Raw genomic sequence first — 15,932 nt, 5'->3', positions numbered from 1 at the left:
CACGAGGTCGCCGAAGGTGAGTCAGCCGGAGATGCTGGTAAGGATGAACAAGGAAGTCGTCTCCACTCCGTCTGGCGAATACATGACCTGCACGTACCGGGTGTACCCGGAAGGGGGTGGCTTGTTTCTCACACTCGACTTTACACCCGGGGTTGGTATGGTGAAGATGAAGAACGCGTTCGGAACGTCGTGGTTGATGTCATCAGAGGCTCTCGCAGAACATGAGCCCATCTGGCCGCTGCAGCCGTCAATTGTCGAGGGCACACCCTGAGGCAAGTTGGGCGGCGCTGACTCACGGCTTGCGGCTGAGCGGCATCGTTATGGTGCAGGAGTTGCTCGGCTGACTTCTTCTGAGATCGTAGAAAAACCTTGACAAACTGAGTTGATGTGGCTACAATGTAATTACGGTGGTGATGCAATGTGAAAGCACGAATTGTCAGGATCGGCAACTCCCAAGGCATACGTATCCCGAAACCCCTTATCGCTCAAACCGGGCTGAAGGGTGAGGTGGACATCAGCGTTAGAGAAAATCGTCTGGTTATCAGCCCTGCAGAGCGACCTCGTGCAAACTGGGCCGAGGCGTTTCGTAGCATGGCGAGGTTGAGGGATGATATTCTCTTGGATAGTGAGCTTGTCAGTGGCAGCAGTTGGGATGAGGAGGGGTGGGAGTGGAAGTGAGGCGGTTCGAGGTCCATCTTGTGAATCTCGATCCTAGCGTTGGAAGCGAGATCAGGAAGACTCGTCCGTGTGTCATTGTGTCTCCCAACGAGATGAATTTCTACATACGGACTGTTATTGTTGCACCACTGACGACCAAGCCACGGTCTTACCCCAGCCGGGTTCCCTGCCGCTTCAAGGGCAGGACGAGCCAGATTGTTCTTGACCAACTCCGCACAGTTGACAAGTCGCGCCTGGTGAGAAAGCTCGGATCTGTTGACCGCAGGGCTGCCGGCGCCATTCTGTCTGTTCTGGCTGAGATGTTTGCACCATAACCTGCCCATGCACCTGCCGGTGCGCTCCGCAGCCCGCAGGTCAATCGCAGCGTTGTTCGGCCGCAGCCGTCACGGCAATGTCGGAATGGGGGATTCGGAGATTCGATTTGCCGCTGGTCTTGGGCATTGTGGCAAGCGACAATGTCGCCTCATGCAAAGTCCTGGAGCAGGCCGGCTATATTCTTCATGATGAATCAGTGCGCTGCCTTCACGGTATGACACGGCTCGTTAGAACTTATCAGAAGATTCCTTCGGCAGAAAGGAGTGGGCAATAGAACATTGCGGTCGCGGTTGGTTGGCTGAAGTGGAGAGCGATCCAGAAATTGCGAGATCATTAGATTTCGATATGGAATCAGTTGGTAAACCGGATATATTTGTTGAGGATAATCAAGTATTCAGGTTAGGACGTATGGAAACAAGGGCAATCGATTGCCCAGGCCATTCTTCAGGGGGATATGTTACTGCACTGGGAATAGTCCATTTTCCGGCGATGTTCTATGTTACAGAATGGTTGGTAGAACTGATACCCAGAATGGTTCCGGGGAAGATCAGATAAGATCAGTTAGAAAACTGTACGAATTATTCCCGGATTCAACAATGGTCTATCCAGGACATGGTCAATTCACAGATATTGAATCAGAGAAGAAAGAGAATAGGAAAATTACGGTGGATGGTCGGGAGTGGGTTATTCAATGAAGATGCGGTATGACGAAATGTCCAAGGCGACCGGAAACGCGTCCGTTATGGCTGTGACGTAAGACGTTCCACGAACAAACACAAAGGAGAAACGGAGGGGCTCTCTCTTTTCACAATATAGTCCTCATGGGATCTTCATCGCACTTGAAGGCCTGGGATATTTGATGATGAGTGCCGGGCGGTACAGAGCATTCTAGGTGAAACCTGTTTCGTTAACTGCATGTGGGAAGGTTCGGGTTGAACATTGTGTTCGACCTCGGTGGGATCGTCTTCACGTGGGACCCAGACAGCTTAATCGCCAGAGTGTTCAGAGAACCCGAGGTCCGTGCCAAGGTACTTGCCGAGGTCCTGCTTCATCGGGACTGGCTGGAGCTCGATCGAGGCACCGTATCTCCCGAAGAGTTCGCTCGACGGACGGCGGCACGCACCGATTTGAGGGGCCTGACATCGTCTTTATCGACGACACGGAGGTCAATCTACAAGCTGCGGCACAATTCGGCATCCAGACGATGAAGTTTGAGAATCCACTGCAATGTGAACGCAGGTTGCGGGAACTGGGCTGCATCTAACCGGCGCAAGCGCCGCGCCGCCTTGTCCCACCGCTCATCCGCGCCGTTATGCGTGCGAGGCATCGCGTTCTTGTTCAAGGGCAAAGACGGCAGCTTCTTCCACACAACATTCGCGTACAGCAAAGGTACCGACACTTGGCAGTGGCTCATGGATGGTGAAGAGGGCGGGAAGCTCCAATCCTTTGCGCGGGTAAGGCTCACAAAGAAATAGTCATTAAGGTGCTCGGTATTGACCCGACGAGAGCGAAGCCAGTACAATCGAAGGTGGTTCACATGAGAAAGGAATATGATTTCTCGAAGGGCAAGCGTAATCCGTATGCGTCTCGCCTGAAGAGGCAGGTTACGATTCGCTTGGATGGTCACACGATCCAGTATTTCAAGCAGTTGGCGCAAGACACGGGGATTGGCTATCAGACGTTGATCAATCTGTATCTGCGGGAGTGTGCGGCTAGCGGGAAGAAGCTCTCTTTGAGCTGGAAATCCGTGGCTTAGGGTAGTGGCCCACAACCTGCCCATGGACCTGACGGTCGGCCTTGCCTCCTGAACCGACGGCCTCCGTCTTCACGTCGCCTGCATAAGTGGGTTTCATGTGACAAATTACATGATTTGATACTGCGCGCGCTTCAGATATACTAAGGGTTACGCTTGCCATCGTGCAACGTCGGCAAATCGTCGGAGCTTTCGTTCAACAGGGGATTGTCCCAGGAGGTCAACGTGATCAAGCACTCGGTTCGAGCAATCAAGCGTGTCGAGCGGGAAGCCAGGCGCCGAAGGGGTCAATGCGCGGCGATTGTGACGGGAATAGCGATGGTCATCGCCGTTGCGGCGATGATGTCTTGTGCTGCTTCCAAGAACACTTCTTCAGGTGTTGGGCAGAATGTGTCAACTTCGCAGAGCGTGCCGGTTGCGCAGAGCACTTCTCAAGGAGATTCTCAATTGGTAATTGAAGACTTGATCGTCGGTACGGGGGCGGAAGCAAAAGTAGGCGATCGAACAAGCGTTCACTACACCGGTTGGTTGGCGGACGGCACGAAATTCGATTCGTCACTCGACAGAAATCTACCCTTCGAGTTCGTCTTGGGACAGGGGCAAGTCATTAAAGGCTGGGACCAGGGGGTTGTGGGCATGAAGGTTGGCGGAAAGCGCAAGCTGGTTATTCCATCCGAGATGGCCTACGGCGAGAGAGGCGCAGGGGGGAGCATCCCACCCAATTCGGTTCTCACGTTTGAAGTGGAATTGTTGGCAGTTCAAGCGGCAACTCGGTAAGTGAGACGCTTTGACATGTTCTGGGAGCCCGGACCGGCAGCGGCTGCCGGAGCGGACCGACAGAACCCGTTGCTCGCCCGCGGCTTTGGACGTCAATCAGAAGTACCGCGGCATTGAAGCGGCACTAAACCCGTTACGCAGTCGATCCATGAACGCAGTATTGCTGTCAATTGCTACCTTTTTCTCGACCTCGATCGGCGGATTGTTCGCGCTCAGGTTCCGTGACCGGTTGCACCTTGTTCTCAGTTTCACTGCCGGTGTGCTCTTAGGCGTCGTGAGTTTTGACATTCTGCCCGAGATCTTCCGACAGGCCCACGAGCGGGGAGCCGGTGTCACGGGGGCAATGGTTGCGCTTGTCGTCGGGTTCCTCCTCTTTCACAGTCTTGAGAAATTCGTATTGATCCATCACGTCCACGAGGCCGACTATGCTGCGCACCATCACCCGCAGGTAGGTGTCCTCTCCGCCTTTTCCCTGGTTGGGCACAGCTTCATGGACGGCGTCGGGATCGGTCTGGCATTTCACGTCTCGGAATCCGTCGGCACCATTGTGGCCATTGCCGTGATTGCACACGACTTTTGTGATGGTCTCAACACGGTCAGCTTGATGCTGGTTCATCACAACACTACTCGCCGTTCGATTGTGATGCTTCTGCTGGACGCGCTCGCTCCCGTTTTGGGCGCGGCTTCTACCTTGATTATTAGGGTTCCCCCTTCATTCCTGACGCTCTACTTGGGATTTTTCGCCGGATTCCTTCTGTATATCGGCGTCTCTGACATTTTGCCCGAGGCCCACTCTCAGAAGGACCCTACGACTGCCATCGGCCTCATAGGGCTCACGTGCCTGGGAGCGGCCTTTATCTTCGTTGTAGTTCGTTTGGCCGGATAGGGGTCCTTGTAGCCGCCGCCTCCTACAGCTCCCGGAGCGCCACGACTATCGGTAGGCGTGCCGCGCGCACTGCGGGCGGAATCCCGCCGATCGCGCCCATGAGAAGGGCGAAGATGATGCCGGTTCCGACGATGGCCGGTGTCACGCGGAAGGAGAACGCCAGGTAGGAAAAGCTCGCCCAGTTCATCGTCCCAGCCGTAAAGCCGTTGAAAGGAAGGGCTGCAAGGCAGCCGATCGCACCGCCTGCGAGGGCTATTATCATCGATTCGGCCAGGAAAGACGCGACGATGCTTGCCGGGCCGAAGCCGAGAGCCTTCAGGGTGCCGATCTCTGAGGAGCGGGCCGCGACTGCCGAATACATCGTGTTGAGAGCCGCAAATATCGCTCCCACGGCCATGACTATTGCCACGAGAAAGCCGAGCACTCTTATGATCGTTGCCACCGTGCGTGACTGCTCCGAATACCACGACGTCTCACGGAAGACGTCGACCGTGAGACGCGGGTCGGTGGTGAGAGCGTCCTTCAACTCCTTGAAGCTCCCGACGGAAGCCAGTCTCACCGTGACCGACTGGAACACATTCTCGGGACGCTTGTAGATCTGATTCAGCACGCTCGCGTCGCACCACACCTCCGAGTCGAAGGAGCTTCCCCCGGCGTCGAACACTCCGACGATCGTCCACCGTCCGCCGCCGAAGTCTACCGTAGAGCCGAGATCGAAGCCCTTGTAGATTCCGGTAACGTTCTTGCCGACGATCAACTCTGCGAGACCACTCTGGAAGAAGCGCCCCTGCGCCATGCGGACTTCCGGGCGCACCTGGAGTGCGAGCGGGGAGGTGCCACGAATCTGTACGTTTGCGTCCGACCCGGAAGAGAGGAGGGGAAAGGCTCCTATCACGACGACCTCTGCGCTCACGAGAGGTTCTCCCGCTGACGAGCGGCCCACGCCTGGCGCGTCTGCGATGACCTTGACTTGATCGAGCATGACCGCGCTCATCATCTCTGCGTTCGCTCCACCGCGCAGTATGATTGCGTTCTGTGGCGAGCCGGATGACGTGAGGGTCGCACGAAACCCCTGGGCCATGGCCAGCATGACTATAAACACGGCCACGGTGCCGGCAATGCTCAGCACTGCGACAAGTGTGGAGACCCAGCGGTTGACGACGCTGCGGAGATTGTATTCGATTGGTATAGCCATGCTCACACCTTTCTAAGGGCGTCCACTATCTTGAGGCGCATCGCTCCGACGGCGGGGATGATTCCCGAGACCGCGCCGGCGACGAGTGTCAAACAGAAACCGATGGCCAGAGTCTTCCCGGACAGGTAGAAGAACGGGAGCATTCCGTGCGTCGGGTCACCTCTCAGAGTGAAGAGTTTTGCGAGAGCTAGTCCGGCTGCCCCGCCCGTAGCGGCCACGATGAGCGATTCGGACATGACCAGCGATAGGATTGAGACGTCGCTGAAACCTATTGTCTTCATGACGGCAAGCTCTCCCGTACGTTCGCGGATAGCGCTGGCCATCGAGTTTCCTGTGACCAGGAGCAGTGTGAAGAAGACGACGCTCCCGATGGAGAGGATAAGGAGCTTGATGTTTCCCATTTGATTGGCGAAGCCTGCGGCGAAGGCCTTTTCGGTCTCGGTCTTCGTCTCGAAGGGGGAGTTTGCGAAACGCTCATCTATTGCCTTGGCCGCTTGGACGGCGTTCGCAGGATCGTCGACTTTCACGACGTACCACCCGACGGTGCCCTTCATAAAGGGCCTCCGCTCGTCGAGGTAGGGGTACTGAAACCAGAGCTCGGAAGTGAGAAGCTCTTTGCGCCGGACCTCGTAGATTCCACGCACGTTGAACTCCCAAGTCCCTTGCCAAACCGTTCCTTCCATGGGTATCCGGTCTCCGAGCTTGAATCCGAAACGATCCGCGAGTACTGGGCTGATGATGCAACCCTGTCGGTCGTTCATGAAGGCGTTCCACTCTTCGTCCGAGATAGTGTATTCGGGATAGACCCGGCGGTAGGCTTCCACGTCAATCGCATAGTTTGGGAAGAAGTTTCTCATGTCTTGATAGTATCCGCCGAACCAGGTCGCGAAGGTCACGTCCGCGATGTGCGGTATCGCCCGCATCTGGTCCCGGTAGGCGAACGGCAGGGGCATGATGAGGGACACCTTGTTGCGGACGACGAGCCGGTCGGCTCCGGCCACGTCGACACCCGAACTCAGGGCAACCTTTATCGTCATCAGTAGTCCGAAAAGAAATAGCGCCACCAGAAAGGACCCGGCCGTGAGTGCCGTACGGAGTTTCTTGCGCTTGAGATTGACCAAGACGAGGTGAAGGTATTTCATCATGCCTTCTCCTCCGGCCTACAGACGGGCGGTCCGTCTGCGCCGCACTCGAGGAGCGTCCCCTTGTCCAGATGCAGCACCGTCCCCGCGCGCTTCGCGGCAAGCGAGTCGTGGGTCACAAGAAATATGGTCTTCCCGTGCTCTTTCGCCAGGCGGCTGATGATGCCGAGAATTTCGTCGCCGGAGGCCCGGTCGAGGTCTCCGGTAGGTTCGTCGCACAGGAGAATCGTGGGGTCCGCCACGATCGCGCGAGCGATCGCCGCACGCTGCTCTTGGCCGCCCGAGAGTTGGCGCGGGTAGTGGTGCATGCGATCGCCGAGACCGACCAGGTCGAGCGCGGCCTCCACGTGTTTGCGACGGTCGACCCTCGAGAGGCCGGTGAGAAGGAGCGGAAGCTGCACGTTCTGGTAGGCCGTAAGCACCGGGATGAGATTGTACATTTGGAAGATGAATCCGATGTGACGCGCGCGCCACGCGGCAAGTTTGCGACCCGAGAGGGCGCTGATCTCGTCCCCGGCAATGCGCACCGAGCCCGCCGTCGGGACGTCGAGGCCTCCTATGAGGTTGAGGAGCGTCGTTTTTCCGGAGCCCGAGGGGCCCATGAACGCGATGAACTCGCCTTGGTCGACGTCAAGGTTGAGGCCGCGCAGAACGTCGATCTCTTCCTCACCGCGGTGGTATTTCTTATCAAGGCTTCTGATTTCGACGAGCGATCCGCTTCCCTTACCATCGACCCGGACCATGGCAATCTCCTTGTGTAAGCTTGACTATTTCGCAACAGAGACGCGGGCGCCATCATGGAGCTCACCGCTTGATGATGTTACAACCTGTTCGCCGCGCCGGAGCCCGGCGAGAATCTCGATGTCGGAGCCGCCTTCGCGGCCTGTTCGGACTGCCCGACGTTCGATGCGACTGTCCTTCACGACGAAGGCGTAGGGCCTATCCTTCTCAAGTCGCACGGCGTCGCGTGGTACGAGCGTGAGGGAGGCATCGGTCGAATCGACTGCTCCCTCCAGGAAAGAGACTTTCACTCCCATGTCAGGGAGAATGCGGGGATCGAGCTCATCGAAGGCGATGCGGACCTTGACCGTCGCCTTCTGTCTGTCGGCCGTCGGGATGACGGTTCGGACCGCGGAAGGAATCCGCCAGTCCGGGTACGCATCGAGCACCGCTTCCACGCGCTGGCCCGGCGTCACACGCGCGATGTACGATTCATTCACGTCGACCTCGATCTCGAGCGAGGCCATGTCCACGATTGTGGCGATGCCGGTGCGGGTATAACCGCCACCGGCCGAAATGGGGGAGACCATCTCCCCGGGTTGAGCGTCTTTAGAGACCACGATGCCGGCGAATGGGGCTCGAACGATGCAGTTCTCGCGATTCTGCCGGGTGATCTCGACGGACCGCTCCGAGGCCTTCACCTCTTCTTTCGCGAGAGAGATCTGCGCCTCGTAGCTCGCCACGGCCGTCTCGGCGTTGTCGAGCTCTTCCTCACTCACGAGCTCCCGAGTTCGGAGTTCCTTCATGCGCTTGAGGGTTCGGCCGGCGTTTGCGAGCCTCATGTCGAGGTCAGTAAGTGCCGCGACCGCCACGGCCTTCTCCGCTTGGGCCGCGCGGAGAGCGGCGACTGCATCCACGTCGTCGAGCCGGGCGAGGACCTGTCCTGTCTTGACGTGCATTCCTTCGTCGATGAGAACCTCAGCAATCTTCCCCGTGACCTTGGCTGAGACGGTCGCACGGCGCCTGGGAGTCACGTACCCGCTCGCATTCAATACGGCGGCCTGAGCCGCACTGGCTTCTCGCACCGTCGCGACACGGACCTCGACCGCGTGCCCTCTGCCAAGGAACCAGAGAAGGGCCGCCAGCGTCGCCACGCCGACTATGACGAACGACACAATCAGCCGACGGTCGGCCTTGTGGCCTTCCCGCGCAGACGGGTCGATACTCAGTTCTGAAAGGTCCTTGTCTATGAGGTCTCTGTCCATACGGCCTCTATCCGTTAGATCTCTGTCCAGCTGGTTCCCGTCGGTATGGGTCCGTCCCCGTTGGGCAGTCTCTTCCATGTTGTCCCTATCTGTGCGGCCCATCCATGTTGTCCCCGTCCATGTGGGCAAACACGTAAATACTATATGCCCGGGTTGCTCAACGCAACACCAAAAGCGCTCAGAGTGGACTTGCTCTGACCCGAGAGCTCCAGTATGATGGCAGATATGAGTTAGACACGCACGATCGTAGCGCAGTCCCTGTTTTCGTCGCGTGCGGTCGCCGATCGCGAGCGGCAGTGCCCGCGCCCCGCGTCGCCATTTCGTGCCGGCATCGAGCGTCGTCATTGTCGGAGAGCGTCTCTGACGAGCACGGGACGCGATACCGCCTGCGACACCAGACATTGGTGTTCAAGAATCGGTGGACGATTATCCCTGCCGCAGGCAGAATTGGGCGCACGGACATGGGGCCTTCTATCGCGGCCCCCGATTTGCGCACCGTCTACCTCAAGGAGGGTGAAATCGTGAGCATGAAGACGCGACCTTCAATCGCCGAGATGCAGCGTGCCTATCAGAAGAGTGATGCTACCTACGATGGGATTTTTTTCCTCGGGGTGCGCACTACGGGTATCTTCTGCCGGCCATCGTGTCCGGCGCGCAAGCCGTTGCCTCGCAACGTGGTGTACTTCGCGACGGCCCGAGAAGCCCTGTTTGCCGGCTACCGCCCTTGCAGGCGCTGTAACCCGATGGAGCTACCCGGGAGTCCGCCCCCCTGGGTCACGTCACTGCTCGCCGAGATCGAGCGGGATCCGATCCTTCGACTGAGAGACGGAGACCTTCGTGAACGCGGCATAGATCCCGCCGCGGCGAGGCGTTATTTTCGCAAGCACTACGGAATGACGTTTCAGGACTATTCGCGAGCGCGACGCTTGGGAAGGGCACTGTTGCAGATCCGACAGGGGACCGACTTGGACGAGGTCATCCTCGGACACGGGTACGAGTCGCACAGCGGATTTCGAGAAGCCTTCGCGCGGACGTTCGGGCGGCCTCCCGGCCGCAGCCGCAAGCTGGATTGCATCGTGACTTCGTTGCTGGAAAGTCCTCTCGGACCGCTGGTCGCGAGTGCTACCTCGGAAGGCGTCTGTCTTCTTGAGTTCACGGACCGCCGGATGCTGGAGGCTCAATTCAAAACGCTTCGCAGACTGTTTTCTTGTACTGTGATACCCGGGAAGAACGAGCACCTCGTCCGCCTGAAGGACGAAATGGCCGAGTACTTCGCGGGCTCCAGGAGGCGTTTTACGGTTCCGCTCGTGTTTCCGGGTACTCCCTTTCAGTGCAGAGTCTGGGAGGAATTGTTGCGCATACCCTACGGTGAGACGCGCTCCTACGAAGCCGTATCACGCGCGATGGGTGCGGTAGGTGCGCACCGCGCCGTGGCCCGCTGCAACGGTTTGAACCGTGTGGCGATCCTGATCCCCTGCCACCGGGTAGTCAACAAAGACGGTCGTCTGGGTGGCTACGGCGGCGGGCTGTGGAGAAAACAATACTTGTTGGACCTGGAGCGGACGAACCGCAGGTCGCAATCCTCGAGCCGGAAGCGAGGTACCTGATTAGAAAACTCTTGTGCCTTCGCTCGTGACGTGGTAATTTCAATCCATGGTCTACGCTTCCTGCGTGGGTCAGACCTTTTAAGCTAGCTCCGAGAGGCTAGCAAGGGGAAACGGATGATGTCCGACATCGAGTCCACCTGTGCCTTCTTGCTCAAGCGAGAAGGCTTCTTTTTTCCGAGCTTCCCGGAGGGACGGCCGTGAGCTTCATAGAGAAGGCCCAGATAATGGACGCCAAGGCCATGGACAGGGCCGTTGCAAGAATTGCACACGAGATAGTCGAGCGAAATCAAGGCACGGAAGGAATAGTGCTCATTGGCATAAGGAAGCGGGGAGTGGCACTGGCACAGCGAATTCAGAGGAAACTCAAGGAATTCGAAGGAGCCGACGTCCCTCTCGGAATACTCGACATCACACTTTACAGGGACGACCTTCAACAGACGGGCGCGACCCCGGTGATACGATCGACCGAGATACCCTCCGACATAACCGGGAAGGTCGTCGTGCTCGTGGACGACGTTCTTTTTACGGGACGAACCGTGAGAGCTGCGCTTGACCAAATAATAGATTTCGGCAGACCCACGGCCATCCAGCTTGCGGTTCTTGTTGACAGAGGACACAGGGAGTTGCCGGTGAGGGCCGACTTTGTCGGCAAGAATCTTCCCACGTCCAAGAGGGAAGTGGTCGCCGTGAACGTAGAAGAAGAGGACGGGTTCGACGGCGTCTCAATAGGGGAGGTGGCTCAGGGTTGACAGGCAGGAAACACCTTCTGGGTCTCGAAGAACTGACGGCGAAGGACATCGAGTCCATTCTCGATACTGCACGTTCCTTCAAGGAAGTGTTGGAGAGGCCCATTCCCAAGGTGCCCACGCTGAGGGGAAAAACCGTCGCGAATCTCTTCTTCGAGCCCAGCACCAGGACAAGGATATCGTTTGAGCTCGCGGAGAAGAGGCTGAGCGCCGACACGGTGAGCTTTTCTGCTTCGGGCAGCAGCGTTTCAAAGGGCGAGAGCCTGAAGGACACGGCCAGGAACATAGAGGCCATGCAGATTGATATGATTGTGATACGGCACCAAGCCTCCGGTGCTCCTCATTTCCTTGCTCGTTCCTTGAACTGTTCGGTCATCAATGCCGGGGACGGAATGCACGAGCATCCCACCCAGGGGCTACTGGACATCTTCACGATTCGCGAGTACAAGAAGAGAGTAGAAGGACTCAGGGTGGTCATCGTGGGTGACATTGCTCACAGCAGGGTTGCGAGATCGAACATATGGGGTCTTTCCAAGCTCGGGGCGAAGGTCGTAGTCTGCGGGCCGTGGACCCTCATGCCTCTCGAGGTGGAAAGACTCGGCGTGGAGGTGACGAGCAGTATTGAAGACGCTCTCAAGGGCGCCGACGTGGTAAACGTGCTCAGAATCCAGTTGGAGAGACAAGAAGGTTCGCTTTTTCCGACCTTGAGGGAGTACGCCAGGTGCTTCGGCATCACGCGCGAGCGGCTTTCTGTCGCGAAAGACGACGTTCTTGTGATGCATCCAGGGCCCATGAACAGAGGAGTGGAGATCGCTCAGGACGTGGCAGACGGCCCGTTCTCGGTGATATTGGAGCAGGTCTCAAACGGGGTGGCGGTGAGGATGGCAGTTCTGTACCTCCTCAGTGGTCTCGAAGCGGGCGACAAGCTCGAGTGAGTAGCGAGGCGAGGCTGAAAATCCGATGAGCGAGGATGGGAAGCTTCTTCTGAGAAGCGGAAGAGTCATCGATCCGTCAAGCGGCCTTGACGCCAGAATGGACGTTCTCATCTCCGGAGACAAGATAGAACTTCTCGCCGAACGAATAGAGGTCAACGCCGGCATGCGAGTGCTGGAGCTGGAGGGGAAACTGGTCGTTCCGGGATTGGTCGACATGCACGTTCACCTCAGGGAGCCTGGCAGGGAAGACGAGGAGACAATAGGTAGTGGCGGCGCTGCCGCGGCCCGCGGGGGGTTCACTTCGATTGCCTGCATGGCCAACACGCAACCTCCAATCGACACCTCCGGGATGGTCAGGTACGTGCTCGAGACTGCCGCGAGAACGAGCCCGGTCAAGGTGTTCTCCGTAGCGGCGGCAACCGTGGGTCTTGGGGGCGAACGGATGGCGGAAATCATGGACCTGCGTGATGCGGGCGCAGTTGCAGTCTCCGACGACGGTAATTTCGTGGGGAACTCCGAGGTGGCACGCAGGGTAATGGAATACACACGCATGGCGGGATTGCCTTTCATTTCTCACTGCGAAGATCCTTATCTCGGTAAGGGAGGCGTTATGAACGAGGGCTACTGGTCGACGACCCTCGGCCTCAAGGGCATTCCCGCGGCCTCCGAGGCGGCTGCCGTCGCAAGAGAAATCGTCCTCGCGGAGCTCACCCTGGCACGCGTCCACATTGCGCACGTCAGCACGAGGGCCGCGGTGGACCTCATAAGGCAGGCAAAGAAGAGGGGGCTTTCCGTCACGGCTGAGGCCACGCCGCACCACTTGGTTCTTTCCGACAAGGCCGTATCGGGGTACGATACAAGCACAAAAATGAACCCGCCGCTGAGAAGCGAGGAGGACCGCGAGGCCGTTGTGGAAGGACTGAGAGACGGCACCATAGACGTGATTGCCTCGGACCACGCCCCGCACTGCGAAGAGGAAAAGGACGTGGAATTTGACGAAGCGGCTTTCGGAGTGATAGGACTGGAAACCACCGTGGGCGTGGTAATGACCTTCCTCGTGAGCAAGGGGCTGCTCTCTTTGTCGCAAGCAATCGCGGCCTTGACTCTGGCTCCAGCTTCTGTCCTGGGCATCAAGGCGGGAAAGATGGCCTCCGGCCTGACTGCGGATATCACAGTCATAGATCCGCAACTGGAGTGGACAGTCGACCCCCGCTCTTTCGCATCCCGCTCCCGCAATACTCCCTTCAAGGGATGGACACTCGTGGGTAAAGCGATTGTTACCGTTGTGGACGGTAAGATTGTGCGTCAGGCTTAGAATTGTGGGCCAGGCATGAAGTGGTGACCACTCCGTGGGCTTGAAAGCTCGGGGGTTGCATGATGACACAAAAAGAAACATGCTCTCGGTTTCGTGATTTCCTGAAGCTGCAGAATCCACGACGACCGGGTTTGTTGGTCATTGTGCTTCTCTCCGCTCTTCTCGCCGCACACGTTGTCTCTTGCGCCTACTACAACACGTTTTACTCTGCACGGAAATACTATCAGCAAGCGATGCGGGCCGCCCAGCAGCCGGCCAGATCAAAAACCACGCCGGCGGGGGGCACGCCGACGGCGGGCGTGTCGGGCCAGGTGTCGGCCCTTCTGGACAGAGCCATCGAGAAATGCGCAAAGGTGATATCGGTCTATCCGAAGAGCAAGTGGGTGGACGACGCAATTCTCATGCTCGGAGAGTGTTACTATCAGAAGCACGATTACGACAAGGCAATGCGGAAATTCAATGAACTCACCATGTACTACCCCAAGAGCCCACTCATTCCCAGAGCCCAGTTTCTCACAGGGATGTGCTTTTTCGGGAGGAAGGAGTACGATCAATCTTCCCAAGTCCTGGAAAAATTCATCACGCAATATCCTCATTCCGAAGACAGGGAGGCCGCCCTATCTGCCCTGGGTGATGCTTCATTTGACAGGAGGCAGTACGCAGGCGCCCTTCCTTACTACAGACTTGTCGCCGCGAATAGGAAGTCGAAGTCGTACTTCAAGAGTCTGTCCAGAGCCGGAGAATGCTACTTTGAAATGGCGAAGTATGACAGCGCCAGGGTCAGCTTTTCGACCGTCGCTGCGAACAGTCCCGACGACGAACAGGTGTTGGATGCGCTGATAAAGACTGGAGATTCCTACGGTTCTGAGAGGAACTTCGATGCGGCCATCAAGGACTACGAAAAGGCGCTTGGTCTTGCCAAGGACTTTGGGAAAGCATCCGTCGTGAAGCTCAAGATGGCATCCGTTGTGGCACAGAAGGGTGATTACAAGAAAGCAATCGAACTGTACCAGTCCGTCGTGGATGAATCTCCTCGGACGATTCAGGCGAGCGAAGCGCAATTCAGGATCGGCTACGTCTATGAGGTGAACCTTGAGGACCCTGAATCGGCGAGTGCTGCCTACGACAAGGTGAAGGAGCACGCCTCGCGTTCCGAGTTTGCGCTACTGGCAGACCTGAGGAGCAAGGGGCTCGCCAAACTCAAAGAATTCAATCAGACGGCGCTGAGCTCCGAAGGGGAGAAGGCCGCTGAATCAGCGTTTCTGATCGGCGAGCTCAGCCTGTTTCAATTGGGAAAACCTGACAAGGCGATCGAAAAATATCTGAGTGTGGAGAAGGATTTTCCTACGACAAGCTTTGCCCCAAAATCTGCGTACGCGGCCGCGTACGTCTTTCTCCACGTTAAGCAAGATACTGCATCGGCGGTCGAGATCTTCGAGAGAATCATCGAACACTTCCCCAACAGCGAATACGCGCCGGCAGCCGGAGAGGTGCTCGGAAATCTGGGCGTCGAACCCGTTCAAAAGGAAGGGGCCACGTCTGATACCCTGATGGCTGATACCCTGAGTAATGAGACACACTAGCTCTGCGAAGACGTGCGCACGGTCGTGCGCGCTACGACAATGTGATGCGTACCGGCGGCTCAACCGTTCCTAGAGACAAGAGCTCTAGCGGAGAGATCATGACTCCCGGACAAACGGATCGTCCCAAAGAGATCGAGGCGGAAGTCATGGAGAATCGCAGAGTCTCTGAGTCAGGCTTTCTCCTCAGCCTACGTGGGAAGATCCCGGCCCCGCGACCCGGGCAGTTCGTCATGCTCGGCCTTCCCGAAGGCGCGGGCCCTTTTCTCAGGCGGCCTTTCAGCGTGCTTGATTTTGGATCGGGGGAGGAAACACTCCAGATCTATTATTCCGTTTCAGGTCTGGGCACCAAGATACTGTCGGGCATCCGTCCCGGCAAGAAGATGGAATTGCTGGGTCCCCTCGGCAGAGCCTTTCCGCTCGGCTCCAGAGAAATCGAGGTGATGGTGGGAGGTGGCAGGGGGGTTTCACCTTTGATCTTTCTTTCGCGCGAGAGATCAGGATCCAGGAGAGTCATCTTCTTCGTGGGCGCGGCTCGTGAGGATGAGATCGTGTTTCTCGACAGGGTGAAAGCCGACAAGATTTTTGTCTCCACGGAGGACGGAAGTCTCGGCAAGAAGGGAACGGTGATGGAACTCTTGAGAGGCGCCGCATCCTCTTCTGGTCTTGAATGGTCGCGAGCAGCACTGTACGGATGTGGGCCCGCTGGGATGCTCAAACGTCTTCATGAGTTTTCCATCGAGTACGACGTGCCCTGTTTTGTTTCACTGGAAGCGCGGATGGGTTGCGGCGTGGGGGCTTGTCAGGGATGCGCAGTAATGACCGTGACATCCGCGAACTCCGCGCGCGGCGCGAATGTGGCCACAGCTTCTAAAGCCGGATATTCTCTCGTGTGCAGGGACGGGCCGGTTTTCAGCTCTGCTTCAGTAGACTGGGACAACTACGAGGGTCCGAGCTTCGCGGGCTCTTGCTCGGAGCTCGCGTGATTATATGTTGTCATATAACAAGTTATCGTCTG

At 57.6% G+C, this 15,932-nt stretch carries 17 protein-coding genes; 13 read left to right on the top strand and 4 right to left on the bottom strand.

Translation table 11 applies throughout. From position 1 onward, the window contains the following. Positions 1-43 precede the first annotated feature (43 nt). The 7 genes from NTX17_09910 (at position 44) to NTX17_09880 (ending at position 4,409) form a co-directional block, all read left to right on the top strand. Complete coding sequence (locus NTX17_09910; GenBank protein MCX5801688.1) at positions 44-271, top strand: hypothetical protein; 228 nt, start codon at positions 44-46, stop codon at positions 269-271. Between the two features lie 149 nt (positions 272-420). Further along, on the top strand, positions 421-678 hold the full coding sequence (locus tag NTX17_09905; protein MCX5801687.1) for an AbrB/MazE/SpoVT family DNA-binding domain-containing protein: 258 nt from the start codon (positions 421-423) through the stop codon (positions 676-678). Then, positions 663-992: a type II toxin-antitoxin system PemK/MazF family toxin gene (locus NTX17_09900; protein MCX5801686.1), complete on the top strand. Its 330-nt coding sequence runs from the start codon at positions 663-665 to the stop codon at positions 990-992. The genes NTX17_09905 and NTX17_09900 overlap by 16 nt, the downstream gene beginning before the upstream one ends. Positions 993-1,287: 295 nt before the next feature. Continuing rightward, positions 1,288-1,548, top strand: a complete 261-nt coding sequence (locus NTX17_09895) for an MBL fold metallo-hydrolase (protein MCX5801685.1) — start codon at positions 1,288-1,290, stop codon at positions 1,546-1,548. 982 nt (positions 1,549-2,530) lie between these two features. Beyond that, positions 2,531-2,749 carry a BrnA antitoxin family protein gene (locus tag NTX17_09890; GenBank protein MCX5801684.1) on the top strand — a complete coding sequence of 73 codons (219 nt, stop codon included), beginning with the start codon at positions 2,531-2,533 and terminating at the stop codon, positions 2,747-2,749. A gap of 405 nt (positions 2,750-3,154) precedes the next feature. After that, a complete protein-coding gene (locus NTX17_09885; GenBank protein ID MCX5801683.1) occupies positions 3,155-3,523 on the top strand; it encodes an FKBP-type peptidyl-prolyl cis-trans isomerase in 369 nt (122 codons plus the stop codon). Between the two features lie 148 nt (positions 3,524-3,671). Continuing rightward, positions 3,672-4,409, top strand: a complete 738-nt coding sequence (locus NTX17_09880) for a ZIP family metal transporter (protein ID MCX5801682.1) — start codon at positions 3,672-3,674, stop codon at positions 4,407-4,409. 22 nt (positions 4,410-4,431) lie between these two features. Here the strand turns inward: NTX17_09880 and NTX17_09875 are convergent, their stop codons facing one another. From NTX17_09875 to NTX17_09860, 4 genes are read right to left on the bottom strand one after another with little or no spacing between them, the layout of a single operon-like run. Next, positions 4,432-5,604: an ABC transporter permease gene (locus tag NTX17_09875; protein ID MCX5801681.1), complete on the bottom strand. Its 1,173-nt coding sequence runs from the start codon at positions 5,602-5,604 to the stop codon at positions 4,432-4,434. 2 nt (positions 5,605-5,606) lie between these two features. Beyond that, a complete protein-coding gene (locus NTX17_09870; protein MCX5801680.1) occupies positions 5,607-6,746 on the bottom strand; it encodes an ABC transporter permease in 1,140 nt (379 codons plus the stop codon). Next, complete coding sequence (locus NTX17_09865) at positions 6,746-7,489, bottom strand: ABC transporter ATP-binding protein (GenBank protein ID MCX5801679.1); 744 nt, start codon at positions 7,487-7,489, stop codon at positions 6,746-6,748. The genes NTX17_09870 and NTX17_09865 overlap by 1 nt, the downstream gene beginning before the upstream one ends. Before the next feature lie 24 nt (positions 7,490-7,513). Continuing rightward, positions 7,514-8,731: an efflux RND transporter periplasmic adaptor subunit gene (locus tag NTX17_09860; protein ID MCX5801678.1), complete on the bottom strand. Its 1,218-nt coding sequence runs from the start codon at positions 8,729-8,731 to the stop codon at positions 7,514-7,516. Between the two features lie 527 nt (positions 8,732-9,258). Here NTX17_09860 and NTX17_09855 point away from each other — a divergent pair. The 6 genes from NTX17_09855 to NTX17_09830 all read left to right on the top strand — a co-directional run bounded on the left by NTX17_09855 (position 9,259) and on the right by NTX17_09830 (position 15,900). Continuing rightward, complete coding sequence (locus NTX17_09855; protein MCX5801677.1) at positions 9,259-10,338, top strand: methylated-DNA--[protein]-cysteine S-methyltransferase; 1,080 nt, start codon at positions 9,259-9,261, stop codon at positions 10,336-10,338. A 206-nt stretch (positions 10,339-10,544) separates the two neighbouring features. Next, entirely contained in the window at positions 10,545-11,087 is a 543-nt protein-coding gene (gene pyrR, locus NTX17_09850) for a bifunctional pyr operon transcriptional regulator/uracil phosphoribosyltransferase PyrR (GenBank protein MCX5801676.1), read from the top strand. Continuing rightward, the gene (locus NTX17_09845) at positions 11,084-12,019 is read left to right on the top strand and encodes an aspartate carbamoyltransferase catalytic subunit (GenBank protein ID MCX5801675.1); all 936 of its coding nucleotides are present in this window, start codon (positions 11,084-11,086) and stop codon (positions 12,017-12,019) included. The genes pyrR and NTX17_09845 overlap by 4 nt, the downstream gene beginning before the upstream one ends. Positions 12,020-12,044: 25 nt before the next feature. Next, a complete protein-coding gene (locus NTX17_09840; protein ID MCX5801674.1) occupies positions 12,045-13,334 on the top strand; it encodes a dihydroorotase in 1,290 nt (429 codons plus the stop codon). 59 nt (positions 13,335-13,393) lie between these two features. After that, positions 13,394-14,917 carry a tetratricopeptide repeat protein gene (locus tag NTX17_09835; GenBank protein MCX5801673.1) on the top strand — a complete coding sequence of 508 codons (1,524 nt, stop codon included), beginning with the start codon at positions 13,394-13,396 and terminating at the stop codon, positions 14,915-14,917. A 98-nt stretch (positions 14,918-15,015) separates the two neighbouring features. Further along, complete coding sequence (locus NTX17_09830) at positions 15,016-15,900, top strand: dihydroorotate dehydrogenase electron transfer subunit (GenBank protein ID MCX5801672.1); 885 nt, start codon at positions 15,016-15,018, stop codon at positions 15,898-15,900. The last annotated feature ends 32 nt before the right edge of the window (positions 15,901-15,932 follow it).

Source organism: Candidatus Eisenbacteria bacterium, assembly GCA_026388185.1.
GTDB lineage: Bacteria > Eisenbacteria > RBG-16-71-46 > JAFGJU01 > JAFGJU01 > JAPLKG01.
The sequence above is the reverse complement of the archived record's forward strand: the minus strand, read 5'-3'. Positions and strand labels throughout refer to the sequence as shown.